A 21,666-nucleotide genomic window follows, 5' to 3' on the forward strand; every position below is an offset into this window, starting at 1 on the left:
GGACGCGAACTCAGGTGAACTCGAATCCGGCATCCAGCACCTGACGGCAGGCATCGACCACCTGCGCGTCATAGAGCACCCCGCGGTGGGTGGCAATCTCATCCAGCGCCGCCGGCATGCCCAGCCCCGGACGATAGGGACGATGCGAGGCCATCGATTCCACCACGTCGGCCACGGCGACTATCCTCGCTTCCAGGCAGATCGCCTCGCCCTTGAGTCCCTGCGGATAGCCGGAACCGTCCATGCGCTCGTGATGCTGATGCGCGATCTCGGCGACCGGCCAGGGGAACTTCACGTCCTTGAGGATGTTGTAGCCCATCACGGCATGCTCCCGCACGATCTGGTATTCGATCGTGGTCAGCCGCGAGGGTTTGCTGAGCACCTCGGCCGGCACGGCGATCTTGCCGATGTCGTGGATGGTCGCGCCCAGGCGGATGCCCTTGATACGTTCGTCGTCCAATCCCATCGCCCGCCCGATCGCGCAGGCCAGTTCGGCCACGCGCCGCTGATGACCGGAGGTATAGGGATCGCGCAACTCGACCGCCATCGAGACTGTATGGATCGTGCCTTCCAGCGCCTGCTCCAGCACTTCCTGATGCTCGCGCAGGGCACGCTCCGAGAAGCGGATCGCCGTCACGTCCTGCACCGTCCCCAGGGAGCGTAGCGGCGTGCCATCCTCGGCAAAGGTCGTCTCGCACTTCTCCTCGACATATTTGACCCGCCCGTCCTTCATCAGCAGGCGGTGCTCGATCCGGTAGGAAGAGCGGTTCTTCAGCGAATTGGTATAGGCCTGGTTCACCGCTTCGCGGTCGTCCGGGTGGATGCTGTCGAGGAACGCCTCGTAGGTGGCGCCGAAGCGCTGCGGATCGATTTCGAAGATGCGGTAGATCTCGTCCGACCACTTCAATTCGTTCTTCGCCAGGTCAAGATGCCAATGCCCCAGATGCGCCATGCGCTGAGCCTCGGCCAGCTTGGCTTCGCTCTCGCGCAGCTCGTCCTCGACCTTCTTGCGTGCGGTGATGTCGACCGAGATGCCGAGCAGGTGGCTGGGCTGCCCCTTCTCGTCGTACAGGCCGATCTTGAAGGTATGCAGCCATTTCTCGCTGCCGTCGGCGGCCTTGATCGGCTCTTCCGGTACCTCCAGCAAGCGATGGCTCGCCAGCACCTCGCGATCCTTCTGAATGAAGAAGTCCGCCTGTTCCTTCGGGAACAAGTCGTGGTCGTTCTTGCCCAGCAGATCGACACGTGAATAACCCAGCAGTTTTTCGCCCGTGCGATTGAACAGTTCAAAACGAAGATCATCTGCCCGCTTGAGGAACACCATCGCCGGGATGTTCTCGATGACGGCCTCGAACAAAACCTGGGAGTGCTTCAGTTCATCCTTGACGCGCAATTGCTCGGTGATGTCGAGGAAGGTCACCACCGCGCCCCGCGCCTGACCGTCCTGCATCACCGGATAGGACCAGTATTCGACGGGGAAGGAACTGCCGTCCTTGCGCCAGAGCACCTCGTCGTCGACATAGAACGACCTCCCCTCATGGATCGAGCGGTAGGTCGGGCAGGCTTCGTAGGGATAGGGCGAACCGTCCGGCCGGGTATGGTGTATCAGCGCATGCATCTTCCTGCCAAGCAGTTCGGATGCATCGTTATAGCCAAGCACCTTTACGCAGGCCTCGTTCACAAAGGTGCAGTTCCCTTCCACATCCTGGCCGTAGATGGCATGCGCGATAGAATTCGCCAGCAGGGTGGCCTCCGCTTCGCTCTGCTCCGCGTCAAGGATCACCCGCCGTTGCCGCTTGCCGCCGAGGAACAATCCCAGCAGGCCCAGTCCCCAGATCACTCCGTGCCCGCCGATCAATACGATGCGCTCGTTCCGATCGTCCCGTAACAGCGCGTCGATAGGAATGGAAACACTGACTCCGCCGCGGATGTCTCCCAGCTTGTCGCCGTACTTGGCATGGCACTTCAGGCAATCCTGCTCCGTAACCATGGGCTTCATGTAGCGGTAGTAGGTTTTGCCGTCCATCGCATCGACCGACGCCCACTCCTTGCTGCCTCGTTTGAAGGCTTCAAGTGCCTGCCGCTCCCAGTTGTCCGCCATGTTGACCGGGTTGATCGGCTTCAGGCTGGCGATATGAGCCCGCAGCCCGCTGCCATGAGCCATGTCCTCATGTACCAGCCTGAGGAGATATGCCGAGTTCAGCAGGGTGAGTTGTTTCCCTGAAGGGGTGGTAATGTCGCGCTCCGGCACGTGACTCAGCAAGGGATTGGGAGGCGTCTTGTCACTGACCGGCACGTATATGCCGCCGCTGTGGACGATCCAGTAACGGTATGCCATGTCCATGTCATGGATGGATGTGGCCTCGGCATGCAGCGCGGACTCGAAACCGTGTTGCTGGTAATAGAGGCTCCAGACCAGGGACCCACCGATGACCAGTGTCCACACGGCCATGAACAGCCTGATATTGCGCCAGAGTTGCCTGATTCGGGAATGTTCTGCGTGCCGCATTTGCCGGATACCGGGCCTTTCGTTCATCAAAGGATGACGGCGATGATACCGTGTTGCCTGGCGAAGGGGGAGCGCAACATACGCAGAAACCGCCGCTTGCCGGAAGCATACCAAGCGGTGGGGAGGCTTTCGTTCCTCCCTGGTGAATTCACTCGAACTTGAAGCCTTGATCCAGCAGCCGGAGGCAGACATCCACCACTTGCGCATCGTAAAGCACACCGCGGTTAACGGTTATCTCCTGCACTACCGATTCCATGCCCATTGCAGGCCTGTACGGACGATGCGAAGCCATCGATTCCACCACGTCGGCCACGGCGACGATCCTCGCTTCCAGGCAGATCGCCTCGCCCTTGAGTCCCTGCGGGTAGCCGGAACCATCCATGCGTTCGTGGTGCTGATGGGCGATCTCGGCGACCGGCCAGGCAAACTTGACGTCCTTGAGGATGTTGTACCCCATCGCTGCATGCTCGCGCACCAGCCGCATTTCAATCGGACTCAGCCGTGCCGGTTTGCTGAGTATCTCCGCCGGAACACCGATCTTGCCGACATCGTGCACCATGCCGGCAAGGCGGATGCCGTGGACGCGATCCGGCGTCAGCCCCAGTTCGGTGGCGATCGCCCCGGCGAGCTGCGCCACGCGCCGCTGATGGCCGGAGGTAGAGGGATCGCGCATCTCGACCGTGGCTGAGATCGCCTGGATCGTATCCTCCAGTCCCTTATGCAACTGTTCCGCATTGCGCCGGCGTTCCGCACGGCTGCGCAGATTGACGATGCCATACGAAAGGTCGTTGGCAAGCTCGCGCAACAGTCGGACCTCTTCCTCGTGGAATGCGTTCGCTTCCGCGGTGTCGATGGTGAGCGCGCCGAAGGCATGCCCCTCGCTGTCCATGAGTGGCAATGCGAGGATGGAAGCGCAGCCGCTCTCGATGGCCGCGGCGCGCCAAGGTGTAAAGGAAGGGGCGGTATATGCATCTGAGATGACCTGCAGTTCGCCGCTGCGGATCGCGGTTCCCGTCGGCCCTCGCCCGAACTCGTCGTCTGCCCATGAGAAGCGCAGTTTGCCGAGATAGTCCGCCTCGATTCCGTACTGAGCCATCGGCTGCACCGACTTCTTCTCGTCATTCTGCGCATAGCCGACCCAAGCCACGTGATAGCCGCCGACCTCGACCACCACGCGGCACATTTCCTGAAGCAACGTAGCCTCTTCTGAGGCGCGAACCAGAGCTTCATTGCCGGAACTCAGCGTCTTTAGTGCGCGGTTGACCTTGCGCAGACTCTCCCAGGCCACGTCGCGTTCGCTGACCAGCCCGGCGGTGTATGCATCGTAATGACGGCAGAGCAGAATGGCCTTGGCCAGGTTCGCCATCACCGGCTGGAAAATCCGGGTGAGCGGCAGTTCGGTTTGCGGGAGCCTGGGCGCGAGCAGCAGGATCACTCCATGGCGATCAATAGGCAGGCGCAGGAACATGGAATAGGCACTCCCTTGGCCGGAAAGCGATGCGAGCAATGCAGGGTCTTCGCGCAGTTCGGGACCTCCGCGCAGAAGAGTGGCAGGCAGTGTCAAAGTATGTCCGACGCTTCCACCGAGTTCAAAATCGCCGATGACGGCCTCCAGCCTGGCCTCAACCGTCGCCGCGCCGGTGTCGGGCGGCATATCGAGAAACACCAGGCCGGCCGGAAACGAGGTATGGTAAAGCAGTCGTTGCAGCGTCTTCACCAGCAGCGGTTTCAAGCTCACCTCGCCGCCGATGGACATGGCCATCTCATAAAGTATGGGCAGTATCTGCTGTTCGTGGCTCATGTGTCGCGTTGTCCCCAGTAATTTGCAACCAGCGTGGCATTTTGGATTGTGGAAATTCCGCGCTCGCCCAGCGACAGCGAGCCGGCAATCTGCGTTGCCCGTGTGCGCTGCGCGAGCAGACCCGGCTCTTTCCGCCCCTCAATGCCAAGGTGCAGCTGCCGCCCCGTACAGCAGAACAGCCGCCGCTTCTGCGTCCAGCCAAACCAGCTTTTCATGCCAATGCCTCCAGGGCATGATCCAGTTTATCTTCGACACAATCCAGAACGGCATGCATTTCTGCCACAAGATGCTGCACCGCCGCCCAGTTTTCTTCTTTCAATTTTTCCATCTGCTCGCACAGTGCGGAGAAGCGGTAAGCCCCGACCATAAAGGCCGGGGAACGCAAATGATGCCCCCACTGCTTCAGCGCCTCGCCGTCGCGCAAGCGCAGGGCTTCTTCAATATTCACCATATCGCCACGCGCCATCCCGAGGAATTTGTGCACGAACTCACCGACCTTGTGGCGATCCTGCCCCAGGCGCTCATACAGATCAGACAGTTCCAGTTCTGCCGTTTCGGAGGGCTGCAGCGGCTCGACCGGCGGAATTTCATCCGACGAGGAACTCCCCACCAGCCAGCGTGCGATCACTGCGTACAATTGCGCCGGATGCACCGGCTTGCTGATGAAGTCGCTCATGCCTGCCGCCATGCATTGCTCCCGGTCTTCCCTGAACGCGCTGGCAGTCATCGCAATGACTGGCAGTTCCGCCCATGCGGAATTGCTGCGAATCTGGCGTGTCGCTTCCAGTCCATCCATTTCCGGCATTTGCACATCCATCAGCACACAGTCGAAGGTGTCTTTGCGCAACAACTCAAGCGCTTCCAGCCCGGTGTTGGCAATCTGTACGGACATACCCGCCTTAACAAGAAATTCGGTTGCCACCTCCTGATTGAACGGATTGTTCTCGACCAGCAGCACTTTGGCATCATGAAGCTTGTGCATCTGCACAGTTGCGTCCCTGGACAAGATATCCTTTTGCAGTTCGATTTGCGGCGCCCGTAGCAAATGCAAGGTGAACCAGAATGCGCTGCCCAGCCCTTCCTTGCTGCGCACGCCAATCTTCCCTCCCATCAGCTCGACCAGCCGCTTGCATATACTCAGCCCGAGGCCGCTGCCGCCGAACTGCCGCGTGGTGGACATATCGGCCTGCTGAAAAGGCTGAAACAATCGCAGCATCACAGCTTCGCTCATACCGATGCCGCTGTCTTCGACTTCGAAGCGCAACTCAACGCCATCGCCGTGGATGATTTCCTGTACGCGCACTGTCACTTCGCCACGCGTGGTAAATTTGACGGCGTTATCGATGAGATTGATCAGCACTTGGCGAATACGCAAAGCATCGCCGCGCAAACGGGATAGTTGCGGCACGTGCTCAATTCGTAACGCAATGCCCTTGGCTCGAGCACGTTCACTATGCAAGTTCGCCACGCTGGCAATCAGCACGCCCAGGTCGAAGTCGGTGTTTTCGATCTCCAGTTTGCCTGCCTCGATTTTGGAGAAATCCAGGATGTCGTCGATGATGCGCAACAGCAGCTCTCCCGACTCTTCGATCTTTTCAAGGTATCCGCGCAATCTTCCTTCCGGCGCGATATCCAGTGCCAAGCGGGACATGCCGAGCACGCTGTTCATGGGGGTTCGTATCTCATGGCTCATATTGGCCATGAAAGCGCTCTTGGCGCTCAGCAAGGCTTGCAATGCCTCTTCACGCGCCTGCTGTTCGGAGATATCCGCCGACACACCGATCATCCCAACCACTTTTCCGGCACTATCGTGCAACTTAACCTTGGTCACCGCCATCTGGTGCTGCTTACCATCGAAGAGGGTGAGCACCTCACGCGAGTGGTGGATGCCATCACCTTGCAGGCACTCACGGTCGGAACGCAGGCATTGCTCCGCCATGGTCGGCTCGAGCACTTCGAAGAGGCTGTTCGCACTCAAGAAACGCTCTTCCGGTATACCCAACGATTCGCAAAACACCTTGTTGACGAAGCGGTAGCGCCCGCCCACATCCAACAACCAAATGCCGACAGGTGCATTATCCAGCACAGCTTGCAGCTTGCTCTCGCTCAAACGTAAGGCTTCCTCCTGCTGCGCCAATTCATGCTGTTGCACCAGCGCACGCAACGCACTGCGCAGCAACAACCCAGTGAACAACGCCAACAAAACGCTGGCGGCGATCCCGATGCGCAGGACCAGCGCAGACTGGTCACGCTTCGATATCGCCATCGTGTCTGGTAATGCATGGGCGACAAGTGTCCAGGTATAACCGCCGATGTCCACACGGCGCGCCGCCGTCATCATCGCGACACCCGAATCCCCCCCCACCCTATCCACCTCGCTGTCCTGCTGTCGCTCGGCATCAAGCATGTCGTCGCCATCATAGATATCGATGGTGACCTGGTTCTCGCCGTGCGCGAATTCGCCGAGCACCGGTTCCATATCGAGTGAGGCAAACACCCAGCCATCCAACTCTCGGCGCCCGTTTTCGCGATTCGAAAAGGTGCCTCCATCCCACCGACCATGCCGATAAACTGGCCAATACAGCCGCAAGCCGGTTTGTGCTTCCGCTTCGGATTCCCCGAGCAACCGGATCTTGTTGGAGATCGCGAGTCCGCCAGAATGTGCGGCGAGATCCAGCGACTCGCGTCGCAGCCGATCGAGATAGATATCACGCCCCAGTGCGGCCCGGTTCCCGGCCGTCGCCGGTTCGATCAGCGTAGTCACCGCGTGCATGCCGCCCAGACTTTGTGCGTCTGGCCTTGCGGCAATGAAACCCACCGAGCGAATCTCAGGAATCTTTTCATGCAAGTGCAGACTCGCGATGAAGCGCCGGAACTCCTCGGGCTCAACGCGATTGGAAGCCATGAACAATCCCTCGGTTGCATGCAACATCTGTTCGTACATCTCGAAATGCTGCCTGAAGCGCACGACAGCCTGATCCGTCCTGTTTTGAAAAGTCGAACGTACCTCGTTTTGTATGTCGCGTTGCTCTTTCTGCCAAAGGTAATAGGTGACCCCCAAACAGATGAGCAGCACAGCCAATGCGGCCAGCGCCGAACCGGCGCGCCATTTATCCAACAGCGCGCTGGACGAGCGTCCTGCGGTGCCCGGGACGAACCTCCTGAATATATTGACGATGCTGTTCATTCTTTCACCTTTGATAAGGCCGCAAAATGCGCATCGCCCTGGACTGCGCCTCACGCAAGGCTTGCCCAGGTGTCTTCTCCCCTTTCAAAGCTGCGTACAAAGCTTCGTCGAGCACCTTGGTCACGCGTTGGTTCTCGTGGGTCGAAAGCTCAGGCACGCTGTGTTCCAGCGCCGCATGCGCGACAGTCGCTACCGGAAAGCGTCGTGCATACTGCCTGTACAACGGCACATCCCAGGCACTCTTGCGCACGGGGATATAGCCGGTATCCATGCTCCATTGCGCTGCTTGCTGCGGCGAAGTCATCCATTGAATGAACTCCAGCGCGGCCTCGCGCTGGGCTGGTGTGCTGCGTTTGAACACATAGAAATTCCCCCCGCCTGTGGGCGAACCGGAGCGCTTGTGTGCGGGCAGTGAGGTCACGCCGAATTCGAATTGTGCACGGCGTGCGATGTTTGCCAGATTGCCGCTGGTCGTCCAGATCATGGAAACGCGCTCATCAAGGAAATCATCCGGAGTGCTTCCCCACTCGATGATACCGGGCGGGTGCACTTGATCCCCCCGCGACAGGTCATTCCAGTAATCCAGCGCTTCGATCACGGCAGGCTGGTCAAAGTATGTTTCTGTTCCCGCCGCATTCATCAACTCTCCCCCGTTGGTCGTCACCCACCCCTGGAACAGCCAATAGGGGAAACCCGAGGAAGGTATCTGCACGCCCCAGCGCGTCACATTTCCGGACTTATCGCGCAAGGTCAGCCGGCGTGCCATGCTGCGCATCTCATCCCAGCTTTGTGGCGGACGCTCCGGATTCAAGCCAGCGGCACTGAACGCACGTTTGTTCCAGTAGAGCAGAATAGTCGAACGCTGGAAGGGTATACCCCAGGTCTTGCCGCCAGCCCGGCTATTGACCATGAAGGCCGGCTCGAAATCTTCCAGCCAATCTCGATCCACGGTTGTAGCGAACTCATCGAAAGGCACAATCGCATCGGCATCAATCAGGGTATGCAGATCCACCGCGTGTAGCACGGCCAAAGTTGGCGGCGTACCGGCCCTGTTGGCCGCCAGCACCTTGGCTAACGATTCTTTGTAGGTGCCGGAATAAATCGGCTCGATGTCGATTGCAGGATGCATCGCCTCGAACTCGGCGACTCGCTGATCGATGACGCTTGCGATCTCGCCGCCCACCGCAATCGGGTAATAGAACAACACCTTTGCGGGCTGTAGCGGACGCGCCGAGGCACTGCCGCAGAGCAGCATCAGACACAGCAGTAACCGACCATACCGTTCAACCACGATATTCACCCGAACCACATGCGATGCACGGATTTTATCGCATATCCATGATTTCTCTCCTTTATAATGGGCGCCTTTGTTTCAGGCTGTTCCCCATGCTGTTCACCTCCCGACACTCCCGCCCCCGCTACACCCAGTTACAAGGCTCGTCCGACGCGCTGGCGCTGGCCCAGTACGCCACGAAGGCCTCGCCGCTGGTCGTAGTCGCCGCGAACGCGCTTGAAGCGCAGCGGCTGGTGGAGGAGATCCCGTTCTTCGATCCAAAGCTGCGCGTGCACCTGCTGCCGGACTGGGAGACGCTGCCCTACGACCACTTCTCTCCGCACCAGGACCTGATCTCCGAGCGGCTCGCGACGCTGCACCATATCCGCAGCAACGCCTGCGACGTGGTGATCGTGCCGCTCACCACCGTGCTGTATCCGCTGCCGCCGGTGGAGCATCTCGCCGCCTACACCTTCTTCCTCAAGCGCGGCGAGCGGCTGGACGTCGCCAAACTGCGCGAACAGCTGACCTTCGCCGGATACAACCATGTGCAACAGGTGCTGACCCCCGGCGAATACTGCGTGCGCGGCGGCATCATCGACCTGTTCGCCATGGGCAGCGTGCTGCCCTACCGCATCGACCTGTTCGACGACGAGATCGAGACCATCGCCACCTTCGATGTGGACAGCCAGCGCACCCTGTATCCCGTGCCGGAGATCCGCATGCTGCCCGCGCGCGAATTCCCGATGGACGAGAAGGGACAGGCGACCTTCCGCCAGCGCTTCCGCGAGCGCTTCGAGGGGGACCCGTCGAAGTCGCGCATCTACAAGGACGTGAGCAAGGGCATCGCCCCGGCGGGCATCGAGTATTACCTGCCGCTGTTCTTCGACAAGACCGCCACGCTGTTCGACTACCTGCCGAAGAATGCGACGCTGTGCCTGCATCACGACGTGGACGAGGCCATTGCCAGCTTCGGCAAGGACGCCGCCTCGCGCTACAACCTGCTGCGCGGCGACCCGCAGCGCCCGCTGCTGGAACCGAAGGAGCTGTTCCTGGATTCGAAGCAGTTCTTCGTCCGCGCGAAGGAGTTCGCGCGCATCGACATAGTTCAATCAACCGTTCGCCCTAAGCCTGTCGAAGGGCAAGAGGACGAGCCGTCCATGCTTCGACAAGCTCAGCACGAACGGCTTCATGATGCGCCAAAGACGCTCACTCCCTGCGCAACCGCAAAGTTGCCCAACATCGCCGTGGACCGCCGCGCCGAAGTCCCCACGCAAAAATTCGAGGACTTCCTGAAGAGCTATCAGGGCCGCGTGCTGCTGCTCGCCGACAGCCTGGGGCGGCGCGAAATCATGGCAGACTACCTGCAGGAATACGGCCTCGCGCCCGCCACCTGCGAGGACTATGCATCGTTCATCGCCGCACAGGACAAGTTCATGCTGTGCGTCGCACCGCTGCAGAACGGCTTCGTCCTGCCCGACGACAACCTCGCCATCGTCACCGAAACCGAGCTCTATGCCTCGCAGCCCAGGAACCGCGCCGCGCGCGCCGCGAAGAAGAGCAACGTCGAGGGCATGCTGCGTGACCTGTCCGAGCTCAAGCCGGGCGACCCGGTGGTGCACGAGCAGCACGGCATCGCGCGCTATCAGGGACTGGTGAACCTCGACCTCGGCGAGGGCGAGAACGAGTTCCTGCTGCTGGAATATGCGGGCGAGGACAAGCTCTACGTGCCGGTCTCGCAACTGCACGTCATCAGCCGCTACAGCGGCGGCGCGGCGGAATCCGCCCCCTTGCACAAGCTGGGCAGCGGCGCGTGGGACAAGGCGAAACGCCGCGCCATGCAGCAGGTGCGCGACACCGCCGCCGAACTGCTCAACCTCTATGCGCAGCGCGCCACGCGCAAGGGCCATGCATTCAACCTGAACTACCACGACTACGAGGCGTTCGCCGCCGGTTTCGGTTTCGAGGAAACCGCCGACCAGGCCGCGGCCATCGAGGCCGTACTGATCGACCTCAAGTGCGGCAAGCCGATGGACCGCCTAATCTGCGGCGACGTGGGCTTCGGCAAGACCGAGGTCGCGTTGCGCGCCGCCTTCGTCGCCGTGATGGACGGCAAGCAGGTCGCGGTGCTGGTGCCGACCACGCTGCTCGCCGAGCAGCACTTCCAGAACTTCTCGAACAGGTTCGCCGACTTTCCGGTGAAGATCGCCGAACTGTCTCGCTTCCGCTCCGCCAAGGAGACGACGCAGGCTTTGAAGGATCTGGCCGACGGCAAGCTGGATATCATCATCGGCACCCACAAGCTGATCCAGAAGGACGTGAAGTTCCACAACCTCGGCCTGGTGATCCTCGACGAGGAGCACCGCTTCGGCGTGCAGCAGAAAGAGCGCCTGAAGGCATTGCGCGCCGAAGTGGACGTGCTCACGCTCACCGCGACGCCCATCCCGCGCACGCTGGCGATGTCGCTCGAAGGCTTGCGCGACTTCTCGGTGATCGCCACCGCGCCGCAGCGCCGCCTCTCGATCAAGACCTTCGTCAGCCAATACAGCCAGGGCGTGATCCGCGAGGCCGTGCTGCGCGAACTCAAGCGCGGCGGCCAGGTGTACTTCCTGCACAACGAGGTAGACACCATCAACAACATGCTGGAGAAGCTAGAGACGCTGCTGCCGGAAGCGCGCATCCGCGTGGCACACGGCCAGATGGGCGAGCGCGACCTGGAAGCGGTGATGCGCGACTTCCACCACCAGCGTTTCAACGTGCTGCTGTGCACCACCATCATCGAGACCGGCATCGACGTGCCCACCGCCAACACCATCATCATGAACCGCGCCGACCGCTTCGGCCTCGCACAGCTGCACCAGCTGCGCGGCCGCGTCGGGCGCTCGCACCACCAGGCCTATGCCTACCTGCTGGTGGACAGCATGGACGGCCTCACCGCACAGGCGAAGAAACGGTTAGAAGCCATCCAGGCGATGGAACAACTCGGCTCCGGCTTCTACCTTGCCATGCACGACCTCGAGATCCGCGGCGCGGGCGAAGTGCTGGGCGAATCGCAGAGCGGCGAGATGCAGGAAATCGGCTTTTCGCTCTACAACGACATGCTCAACGCCGCGATCAAGTCGCTCAAGGCCGGGCACGAGCCTGACATGGCGCACCCGCTGGGTGTGACCACCGAAATCAACCTGCACACCCCCGCCCTGCTGCCCAACGACTATTGCGGCGACATCCACCAGCGCCTGGTGATCTACAAGCGGCTGGCGAACTGCGACACGCAGCAAGATCTGGACGACATGCAGCAGGAACTCATCGACCGCTTCGGCCTGCTGCCCGATCCCGCCCAGACCCTGCTCGACAGCCACCGCCTGCGCATCCTCGCCAAGCCGCTCGGCATCATGAAGGTGGATGCCTCCTCGGAAGCCATCGTGATCCAGTTCGTGCCCAACCCGCCCATCGACCCGATGAAGATCATCACCCTGATCCAGAGCAAGCGCCACATCAAGATGGCGGGACAGGACAAGCTGAGGATCGAACTGAAATACGGCGACCTGCACCAGCGCGTGCTGGCAATCAAGAATTTCTTTGGGGAGTTGAAGTAGGCAGGCCGCAGCCTGCCTTGCTTATCTTTACAACGCGGCCTTTACCGCTGTCGCCAATGGCATCGTCGGCCTGCCGATGAGCTTGCTCAATTGATAGCTGTCGTCGAACAGCCCGCCTTTGGATACGCCCGTGTCGGAATCTGAGAGCAACGCAGCGACAGGCTCCGGCAACCCCGCCTTGATCAGCACGTTCTTGTATTCGGCTTCGGGCAGGTTCACGTAACCGATGCACTTGCCGGATTGGCGCGATATCTCTGCCGCCAATTCGCTTAAGGTGTAAGCCGTATCGCCTGCCAGCTCATAGATTTTCCCTGCCTGATTATCGGCAGTCAGCACGGCAACGTCCGCTTCGGCGTAGTCGGCGCGGGTGGCCGATGAGATGCGGCCATCGCCTGCGCAGCCGTACACCGCGCCATGAGCCAGTGCACCGGGGATGCCCATCGTGTAGTTCTCGGTGTACCAGCCGTGGCGCAGCAAGACGAATGGGACTCCGGAAGCTCGCAGTGCCGCTTCGGTCTCTTTATGTTCGGCGGCCAGGCCAAGCGGCGAGGTGTCGGCATGCAGCACGCTGGTGTAGGCCAGCAGCTTCACGCCTGCACGCTTGGCGGCATCAATCACGGCCTGGTGCTGTTTCGCACGCTGACCGATCTCGCTGGAGGAGATCAGCAATACCTTGTCCGCGCCTTGCAGTGCTGCATCCCAACTGGCGGGCTGGCTGTAATCTGCCTGGCGAACCTGCACGCCAAGAGCCGCGAGATCAGCAGCCTTATCCACGTTGCGTACGGCGGCGACGATGTCGGCGGCGGGGACTTTTTTCAGCAAGGCCTTGATAGCCAGATGTCCCAGCTGGCCGGTGGCTCCGGTAACGACGATCATGGTGTTTCCTTTCTTCGTTGGTTGTTAAATTCGGGATGCGCAGAGTATCCGTTACAATTACTTTTCGTAAGTACGCACAAAAAGGTAAGTGATATGCCTAAAAAAAATACCGGCAAGCTCGCAGAGATAATGCGTCGCGGAGAAGTCTTGGCCACGGAATGCCCTTCGCGCGAAATCCTCAAGCATGTGACCAGTCAGTGGGGCGTATTGGTTCTGGTGGCGCTAATGGAAGGAACGCATCGTTTCAGCGAGCTGCGCCGCAAGGTAGGTGGGGTGAGCGAGAAGATGCTGGCGCAGACGCTGCAACAACTGGAGCAGGACGGTTTCATCGACCGCGTCTCGTACCCGGTGGTGCCGCCGCATGTCGAGTATTCCCTGACGCCGCTGGGCGAGGGTATCGGCAGGCAGGTCGAGGCGCTGACCGACTGGATCGAAATCAACCTGCCGAAGATCATGAAGGCACAGCAGAAGCGGCTTGCCTGAGGGTCTAGAAGACTTCTCAAGTCGCTCTCGATACGCGGCTACTTCATGTTGCCCTTGAACTGCCGCCGGTACTGCGCCGGTGACAACCCGGTGCTGCGTTTGAACAAGCGCCGGAACGACGAGGCATCGCCATAGCCGACTTTCTCTGTGATCGTTTCGAAATCCGCATTGGAGATTTCCAGCAATTCCTTCGCCCGTTCAATCTTCAACGCCTGCATGTAGGCGAGCGGAGCCATGCCGACCACTTCGGTGAATCGCCGGTTCAAAGTGCGGTAACTGACGTGCATGGCATCCGCGAGTTCGTCGATGCTGGCGGGATGGGTGAGATGTTTTTCCATCCACGCGATAGCGTGCTGAATCAGCGGCTCTGCATAGTCTTTCTGCACCGACATGAACGGCCGCTGCGAAGTGCGCGCGCCGTCCACCAGCATGATACCGCCCACGCTGCGCGCCAGCGCCACGCCGCCCAAACGCCGCAACACATGCAGAGCAAGGTCGGCATGCGCGGTCATCGCCCCGGCGGTGATGGCGCGTCCGCTATCGACCAGCGCCTTGTCCGCATCAAGCTTCACTTGCGGGTAGCGTTGACGGAAGGCATCGGACAACCACCAGGTGGTCGTCGCCGGAACGCCGTTCAGTAAGCCGGCTTCCGCCAACACGAACGTGCCGTAGCAGCTCGCCGCGACCAGCGTGCTGTCGGGGAGCTTTTGCAGATGGGCAATGACTCCGCGCCAACTGGTCTGCAGCCGCTCGGTGATGCACTCGACCGACTCGGCGAAGAATCCGGGCAGAATGATGGCGTCGTAGCCGCCGAGGTCGGCGGGCAGGCGTTGCGTTTCCACCGCCATCGCATCGGTCAGGCGCACCAAGCCTCCGTGCGGGGAGTAAAGATGCGGTCGCCAGCCGGCTTCGGGCTGGAAACGCGCGGCGAGGCGGAACATATCCAGTGTGATGGCGACGCTGGAGGCGGTGGAGCCGTCTTCTAACAATAGGGCGATTTTCATGTTGGCAGATTCGGCATGGATTTGGGCAATTATGCCACTGCTGCTTTGCCGTGGCCGATGACAAGATGCGCACAGTTCAACAGTACAGGAGTCGAGCATGACAAACACAGAGCAAATCGCTGCCGGGATCATCGTACTGGAACGCACCGCCCTGGATCGCTGGGGCGCGGGCGCCCCGTCCGGCTATCTGGATATCTCCGCGCCAGAGGTAACCTACTTCGATCCATTCATCGAGCGCCGTATCGACGGGCTGGAGGCGCTATCCGCCTGGTATGCGCCGCTGCGCGGCACGATCCATGTCGATCGTTACGAAATGCTCGCCCCCAAGGTGCAGGTGTATGGCGAAGTGGCGGTGTTGACCTTCAATCTCGTATCGCACAGCGGCGCGACGGTGATGCGCTGGAACTGCACCGAAGTGTACCAGCACGACAAGGATGGTTGGCGCATCGTGCAGACGCACTGGTCGATCACGCAGCCCATGCAGGGTTGAGCTTGCAGGTTGAACGCACACAAGGAGAATGAAATGAAATTTGCAGCAATCGCACTGGCAGGTTTGTTGTTTTGCATGCAGACCGCGCTGGCGGCTGATGCGCCGAAAACGCTGTTCGAGATGGCGGGAGTCGAATTGGAGGCGGCGAAACTGTCGAACAGCGTGCTCGTCATCATCGATGCGCAGCGCGAATATGTCGATGGTGCACTGCCTCTGAGTGGGGTGAACGAGGCCATTGCCGAAACGGCGCAGTTGCTGAAACGCGCTCGCAAATCGGGAACGCCCGTCATCCACATCGTGCACAAGGGTAGAGCCGGTGGCCTGTTCAACCCCGAGGGCAAGTATTTCGAGATTGTTCCGGCCTTGCATCCGCAAGATGGCGAGCAGGTCATCGAGAAGACTCGGGTAAGTGCATTCGCCGATACCAGGCTGGAAGAGGCGATTCAGCGCACAGGCAGGAAGAACCTCATCATCGTCGGCTTCATGACACACAACTGCGTCAGTTCGACCGCTCGGACGGCGCGCGACCTCGGCTATGCGCCGACCATCGTGGCCGCGGCGACGGCCACTCGCAATCTACCCGACGCCAAGGGCAATACGATCCCGGCCGTGGTGGTGCAGGCGGCCAGCCTGGCGGAGCTGGCGGACAGAACAGCAACGGTAGTGTCAGTCGAGCGGGCTATCCTGGAGTAAGCCAACTTTCCGGGGGCGCGGGGCGAATTAAACGGGTCTGCTCAGCATCGCATTTGTATTTTTCGCTCACCGCTTCCACCAATCCCGCTGCTGTTGCTTATCCATGAACGTCCAGGCAAGGATGCGGCTCTTCTTCTGGCCTTGCGACATCTCTATGGTTCGATTGTCTGTCGCACCGGCGTACTTCAAAGCGCGATACACGTGCGGCAAAGTGGACGACTTTGAGATCAGAGTGGTGAACCAGAGGCAGTTGCTGTGACCCGGTACGCTCTCTTCGATCATGCGCGAGACGAATGCCTCTTCGCCGCCTTCGCAGCACAGCTCCAGGTTCTGCCCGCCGAAGTTCAGCACGGGATTCTTGTGCTTGTTGCTTTCCTTGCCGAGATTCTTCCATTTGCGCTGCGAGCCGTGTCTGGCTTCGGCCAGGGAAGCATGGAATGGCGGGTTGCATAGCGTGAGATCGAAGAATTCATCCGGATAGGTCACGCCTGCAAAAATCGCCGTGGGGGATTCCTGCAGGCGCAGCTCGACGGCATCGCTCAACTGATTCGCATCCAGGATACGTTGCGCGTTCTTCAGCGCTGCCGCATCGACGTCCGTGCCGACGAACTGCCAGCCATACGTGGCATGGCCGATGAGCGGGTAGATGCAGTTCGCGCCCACGCCGATGTCGAGCACGCGCACCGACTTTCCGCACGGAATATTGCCGCCGTTGCTCTCGCTCAGCAGGTCGGCGAGATAGTGCAGGTAGTCTGCGCGACCGGGGATGGGCGGACACAGATATTGTGCGGGGATGTCCCAGTCCTTGATGCCGTAATGGTGTTTCAACAATGCGCGATTGAGCGCTTTGACGGCAGACGGATCAGCGAAATCGATCGTCTCATTCCCATGCTCATTCACCTTCACAAACTCTGCCAGCTCCGGGCTGCCCGCGACGAGTTGAGCGAAGTCGTAGCGCCCCCGATGCAGATTGCGCGGATGCAAATTATCTTTTGTTGCGGCTTGACTCATGACACTGTTCATAACATTTATATTCGGCGATTGTAACAGCCGCATACTGCCCCGCCGCGACAAACGCGGCCCGTGATATTCCGCTAAAATACGCGCCCGTAATCTGAGCCGGGGGCCGGATTCGAAATTACCGCCCCGGGCAAACAACGAACCATCTCTCGATAGCATGAACCTCATCATCCAAGCCGCACACGACATCCCCGCCGTCCACATCGACCACCTCGCGCAGCTTTCCGCCGCCGCACGCGTCGAGCAGGTCGGCGCGCACCTCTACCGCCTGCGCGACGCCGTGCCGCATGACGGCATCGCGCCCTATTGCCTCGAGCACCAGCTCGATTACGGCTTTGTGCCGCAGGGCAAGCATCTTTCCGACTTCGGCCTGCTGGTGATGGACATGGATTCCACGCTGATCTCCATCGAGTGCATCGACGAGATCGCCGACATGCAAGGGCTGAAGCCACAGGTGGCGGAGATCACCGAATCGGCGATGCGCGGCGAGATCGATTTCGCCGAGAGCCTGCGCCGCCGCGTGGCGCTGCTGGAAGGCCTGGATGAAGGCGCATTGCAGCGCGTGTACGACGAGCGCCTTCAGCTCAATCCCGGCGCAGAGACCATGCTGGCGGAACTGAAGAAGCATGGCATCAAGACGCTGCTGGTGTCCGGCGGCTTCGTGTTCTTCACCGAGCGGCTGAAAGCCCGCCTCGGCCTCGACTTCGCCCACGCAAACACGCTGGAGATCGTCGACGGCAAGCTCACCGGCAAGGTGCTGGGCAAGATACTGGACGCGCAGGGCAAGGCCGACTGGCTGGCGCATGTCCGTGACGAACTGGAACTCAAACCGGACGAGGTCATCGCCATGGGCGACGGTGCGAACGACCTGAAGATGATGGCGCAGGCCGGCATCAGCATCGCCTACCATGCCAAGCCTGTGGTGCGGGTACAGGCGAGCTACGCGCTGAATTTCGTGGGACTGGATGGGCTGGTGAACCTGCTGTCGCACTAACAGATTGCTGAAAAACTACTGCGGTGGTCATCTGCGGCGTTGCGCGGTACTCGCTTCCTCGCCTACCCATAAGGTATGTGGCTTCGACATAACCTGAAGGTTAGTCTTCGCCGAAACTCGCAAGCTCGTTTTCTCGTCGCTCCGCTCCGGGCGCCTTGCAGCTGACCATCCTCGCGACGTTTTTCAGCAATCTGATGAATTTCCGAATCTGCAATCCTGCCGATAGCGCGAAAGCGCAATTCAGTACAGAATCGAGCCGGGCCGTTTGCGTCCTACATAAGGGGTAGCAGCATGAACAACCGGATACGCCAGATCGTCCAGCAGATCGCCGCGCTGGAGGATGAGCTGAACGCCGCCGTCGAGGAACACGAGCAGCGCCTGCGCTACCAGCTGGAGGGAAAGCGCGTGGTGTTTGAGCAGGCCGTCCGGGAAGCGCACCAGCGTGTGAAGCTGGGCCTGTTCCGCTGGTTCCTCACCGTCCGTCCGCAGAACTACCTCACCATGCCCGTGATCTACGGCGCCGCCGTCCCACTGGCGCTGTTCGACTTGTGCATCAGCCTGTATCAACTGATCTGCTTTCCCGTCTACCGCATCGCCAGGGTGAAGCGCGTCGACTACATCGTGTACGACCACCAGCACCTGGCCTACCTGAACGCCATCGAGAAGGCGCATTGCCTGTATTGCTCGTATGCGGTCGGCCTGCTGGCCTATGCGGGAGAGATCATCGCGCGCACCGAGCAGTATTTCTGCCCGATCAAACATGCGCGCAAGGTGCTCGCCGCGCATAATCGCTATGACCGTTTCCTCGAATACGGCGAGGCGGATGACTTCCACGGCAAACTGGAAGCGTTCCGCGCCGAACTCGCCAAAGAAAAAGCCGCAGCGGCCTCACGGCCCGAAATAAAGGAACACCCATGACACAGGAAATCAGTACCGAAGTATTGCTGGAAAAATATGCCGAGCCGGGCGAGACCTCGGTCGAGGACGTGCGCCGCCGCGTGGCGCGCGGGCTGGCTCAAGCCGAGAAACCGGAGCAGCGCGCGAAGTGGGAGGAAGAGTTCTTCCTCGCGCAGCAGAACGGCTTCGTGCCCGCCGGGCGCATCAACTCCGCCGCGGGGCTGGACAGCCAGGCGACGCTGATCAACTGCTTCGTGCAGCCGGTGGGCGATGCCATCTCCGGCACCATCGACGGCAAGCCCGGCATCTACGACGCCTTGCAGCAGGCCGCCGAGACCATGCGGCGCGGCGGCGGCGTGGGTTACGACTTCTCCGCGATCCGCCCCGAGGGCGCACAGGTGAAAGGCACCAACTCGCGCGCCAGCGGCCCGATCTCCTACATGCGCGTGTTCGACCGCTCCTGCGAAACGGTGGAATCGGCCGGCGCGCGGCGCGGCGCCCAGATGGGCGTGCTGCGCTGCGACCATCCCGACATCGAAAAATTCATCCACGCCAAGGACCAGGGCGACCTGCGAAACTTCAACATCTCCGTCGGCGTCACCGACGCGCTCATGCACGCAGTGGAAAACGACCTGCCGTTCGAACTGGTGCACAGCGCGACGCCTTCCCTCGCGCTCATCGAACAGGGTGCTGTGCAGCGCGCCGACGGCAATTGGGTATACCGCAGCATGCGCGCCGCCGACCTGTGGAAGCAGATCATGGAGAGCACCTACGATCACGCCGAGCCGGGGGTGCTGTTCATCGACCTGATGAACAGCGACAACAACCTGTCGTATTGTGAGGCGATCGAGGCAACCAACCCCTGCGCGGAACAACCGCTGCCCGCCTACGGCTGCTGCTGCCTCGGCTCCATCGACCTGACTCGCATGGTGAAGAATCCGTTCACGAACCATGCGGGCTTCGATTACGAGCCGTTCAAGCAACTGGTGCGCATCTGCGTGCGCATGCTCGACAACGTGCTGGAAGTCAGCGCCTGGCCGCTGCCGGAACAGCAGCAGGAAGCGCAGGACAAGCGGCGCATCGGGCTGGGCTTTACCGGGCTGGGCGATGCGCTGGCGATGCTGGGCCTACGCTACGACACCGACGAGGCACGCGCCTTCGCCGCCGATATCACGCGCATCATGCGCGACGAGGCTTATCTCGCCTCGATAGAACTGGCGAAAGAACGCGGCGCATTCCCACTGCTGGATGCGGAGCAATATCTCGCCGCGCCGCGCTTCGCCTCGCGCCTGCCGGATGAGATCAAGGCATCGATACGAAAGCATGGCATACGCAACAGCCACCTGCTGTCCATCGCGCCCACGGGCACCATCTCGCTCGCCTTCGCCGACAATGCCTCGAACGGCATCGAGCCGCCGTTCTCGTGGTTCTACACGCGCAAGAAGCGCATGCTGGACGGCAGCACCAAGGACTACCAGGTCGAGGATCATGCCTGGCGCTTGTACAAAGAGACAGGGGGCGACGTGAACCTGCTGCCACCCGCCTTCGTCACGGCACTGGAGATCTCCGCCATCGACCACATGAGGATGGTCGCCGCCGTCGCGCCCTTCATCGACACCTCGATCAGCAAGACGGTCAACGTGCCCGCCGACTATCCCTACGAGGATTTCAAGGACCTTTACACCGAGGCGTGGAAGGCCGGATTGAAGGGCCTCGCGACCTACCGCCCTAACGCCGTGCTGGGCGCAGTGCTGTCGGTCTCGCCCGCCGCTAAGGAGGAACAGCCGCAGGACCTGATGTTCGACCAGGACCGGCGCATCGTACTCGAAGCCGCGCCCAAGCCCGCCCTCGCCTCGCTGCGCTGGCCGGGCCGTCCCGACCTGACCGGCGGCAGCGAGGGCTGGGTGTCGCAGGTGGTCAAGCATCCGCTCGGACGCTTCGTGGTGTTCATCTCCCACACCACCAACGGCCACAACCATCCGTTCGAAGTGTGGGTGAACGGCTCGGAGCAGCCGCGCGGCCTCGGCGCGCTGGCGAAGTCGCTGTCGATGGACATGCGCGCGCGCGACCCCGTGTGGCTGCGCATGAAGCTGGAGATGCTGATGAAGACCGCAGGCGACGACGCCTTCGACATGCCGATGCCGCCGGACGGCGAGGTGAAGCGCATGCCCAGCCTGGTCGCCGCGTTCGCGCACCTGCTGAAATACCGCATCGAACAGCTCGGCGCGCTGGAGATCACTGATGGCGCGACCACGCCGGTGATGGATGCGCTGTTCGCGAAGAAGGAACCGAAGACCGGCACCGACGGCACCATGAGCTGGACGGTGGACATCGCCAACGCCGGCACCGGCGACGACTTCGTGCTGGGCCTCAAGGAACTGGTGCTGCCCGACGGCCAGCGCCGCCCCTACTCGATGTGGCTCTCCGGCGTGTACCCGCGCGCCCTCGACGGGCTGTGCAAGGTGTTGAGCCTGGACATGCGCGTGATCGACCCGGCGTGGATCGGCATGAAGCTGCGCAAGCTGCTCAACTTCGGCGAACCGCTGGGCGACTTCATGGCACGCGTGCCGGGCGGCAGCAAGATGGAGAGCTACCCCTCCACCGTCTCCTACGTCGCGAAGCTCATCATCCACCGCTACGCGATGCTCGGCATCCTCGACGAACACGGCTATCCGGTGCAGCAGATGGGCGTGCTGGAGATCCCCGAGGGGCAGATCAAACCCACGGGCATCAAGCCGTTGACCGGCAAGGTGTGCAAGGAGTGCGGCAACGCCACGCTGATCAGGAAGGACGGCTGCGAGTTCTGTACCAGTTGCGGGGCAATAGGAGCGTGCGGCTGACGG

At 61.1% G+C, this 21,666-nt stretch carries 15 protein-coding genes; 7 read left to right on the forward strand and 8 right to left on the reverse strand.

Going from position 1 to position 21,666, the window contains the following annotated elements; genetic code table 11:
* Nucleotides 1–10: 10 nt before the first annotated feature.
* From FGKAn22_RS08340 to FGKAn22_RS08360, 5 genes are all read right to left on the reverse strand, one after another.
* Complete coding sequence (locus FGKAn22_RS08340) at nt 11–2,509, reverse strand: PAS domain S-box protein (RefSeq protein ID WP_212785193.1); 2,499 nt, start codon at nt 2,507–2,509, stop codon at nt 11–13.
* 148 nt (nt 2,510–2,657) lie between these two features.
* Nucleotides 2,658–4,310, reverse strand: a complete 1,653-nt coding sequence (locus FGKAn22_RS08345) for an HD domain-containing phosphohydrolase (protein WP_212785194.1) — start codon at nt 4,308–4,310, stop codon at nt 2,658–2,660.
* Nucleotides 4,307–4,525 carry a hypothetical protein gene (locus FGKAn22_RS08350; protein ID WP_212785195.1) on the reverse strand — a complete coding sequence of 73 codons (219 nt, stop codon included), beginning with the start codon at nt 4,523–4,525 and terminating at the stop codon, nt 4,307–4,309. The genes FGKAn22_RS08345 and FGKAn22_RS08350 overlap by 4 nt, the downstream gene beginning before the upstream one ends.
* On the reverse strand, nt 4,522–7,497 hold the full coding sequence (locus FGKAn22_RS08355) for an ATP-binding protein (RefSeq protein ID WP_212785196.1): 2,976 nt from the start codon (nt 7,495–7,497) through the stop codon (nt 4,522–4,524). The genes FGKAn22_RS08350 and FGKAn22_RS08355 overlap by 4 nt, the downstream gene beginning before the upstream one ends.
* A gap of 4 nt (nt 7,498–7,501) precedes the next feature.
* Nucleotides 7,502–8,788, reverse strand: coding sequence for an ABC transporter substrate-binding protein (locus tag FGKAn22_RS08360; RefSeq protein WP_212785197.1), 1,287 nt, complete (start codon nt 8,786–8,788; stop codon nt 7,502–7,504).
* Between the two features lie 95 nt (nt 8,789–8,883).
* Between FGKAn22_RS08360 and mfd the strand changes: the two genes are divergently transcribed.
* Nucleotides 8,884–12,366, forward strand: a complete 3,483-nt coding sequence (mfd, locus tag FGKAn22_RS08365) for a transcription-repair coupling factor (RefSeq protein WP_212785198.1) — start codon at nt 8,884–8,886, stop codon at nt 12,364–12,366.
* Nucleotides 12,367–12,393: 27 nt separating this feature from the next.
* On the opposite strand, the gene FGKAn22_RS08370 is transcribed toward mfd, so the two are convergent.
* A complete protein-coding gene (locus FGKAn22_RS08370; RefSeq protein WP_212785199.1) occupies nt 12,394–13,242 on the reverse strand; it encodes an SDR family oxidoreductase in 849 nt (282 codons plus the stop codon).
* Nucleotides 13,243–13,335: 93 nt separating this feature from the next.
* Here FGKAn22_RS08370 and FGKAn22_RS08375 point away from each other — a divergent pair, with 93 nt between their 5' ends.
* Entirely contained in the window at nt 13,336–13,725 is a 390-nt protein-coding gene (locus FGKAn22_RS08375; RefSeq protein ID WP_212785200.1) for a winged helix-turn-helix transcriptional regulator, read from the forward strand.
* A 38-nt stretch (nt 13,726–13,763) separates the two neighbouring features.
* On the opposite strand, the gene FGKAn22_RS08380 is transcribed toward FGKAn22_RS08375, so the two are convergent.
* Nucleotides 13,764–14,729, reverse strand: coding sequence for a GlxA family transcriptional regulator (locus FGKAn22_RS08380; protein ID WP_212785201.1), 966 nt, complete (start codon nt 14,727–14,729; stop codon nt 13,764–13,766).
* A 97-nt stretch (nt 14,730–14,826) separates the two neighbouring features.
* Here FGKAn22_RS08380 and FGKAn22_RS08385 point away from each other — a divergent pair, with 97 nt between their 5' ends.
* The gene (locus FGKAn22_RS08385; RefSeq protein WP_212785202.1) at nt 14,827–15,219 is read left to right on the forward strand and encodes a YybH family protein; all 393 of its coding nucleotides are present in this window, start codon (nt 14,827–14,829) and stop codon (nt 15,217–15,219) included.
* Nucleotides 15,220–15,252: 33 nt separating this feature from the next.
* Nucleotides 15,253–15,912, forward strand: a complete 660-nt coding sequence (locus tag FGKAn22_RS08390) for a cysteine hydrolase family protein (RefSeq protein ID WP_212785203.1) — start codon at nt 15,253–15,255, stop codon at nt 15,910–15,912.
* A 66-nt stretch (nt 15,913–15,978) separates the two neighbouring features.
* On the opposite strand, the gene rlmF is transcribed toward FGKAn22_RS08390, so the two are convergent.
* On the reverse strand, nt 15,979–16,923 hold the full coding sequence (gene rlmF / locus FGKAn22_RS08395; RefSeq protein ID WP_212785204.1) for a 23S rRNA (adenine(1618)-N(6))-methyltransferase RlmF: 945 nt from the start codon (nt 16,921–16,923) through the stop codon (nt 15,979–15,981).
* Nucleotides 16,924–17,089: 166 nt separating this feature from the next.
* Between rlmF and serB the strand changes: the two genes are divergently transcribed.
* From serB to FGKAn22_RS08410, 3 genes are all read left to right on the forward strand, one after another.
* Entirely contained in the window at nt 17,090–17,926 is an 837-nt protein-coding gene (gene serB, locus FGKAn22_RS08400; RefSeq protein WP_212785205.1) for a phosphoserine phosphatase SerB, read from the forward strand.
* Nucleotides 17,927–18,217: 291 nt separating this feature from the next.
* Entirely contained in the window at nt 18,218–18,844 is a 627-nt protein-coding gene (locus FGKAn22_RS08405; RefSeq protein WP_212785206.1) for a hypothetical protein, read from the forward strand.
* Nucleotides 18,841–21,663, forward strand: a complete 2,823-nt coding sequence (locus tag FGKAn22_RS08410; protein WP_212785207.1) for an adenosylcobalamin-dependent ribonucleoside-diphosphate reductase — start codon at nt 18,841–18,843, stop codon at nt 21,661–21,663. Before FGKAn22_RS08405 ends, FGKAn22_RS08410 begins: the two co-directional genes overlap by 4 nt.
* The last annotated feature ends 3 nt before the right edge of the window (nt 21,664–21,666 follow it).

It is taken from the genome of Ferrigenium kumadai, assembly GCF_018324385.1.
Classification (GTDB): domain Bacteria; phylum Pseudomonadota; class Gammaproteobacteria; order Burkholderiales; family Gallionellaceae; genus Gallionella; species Gallionella kumadai.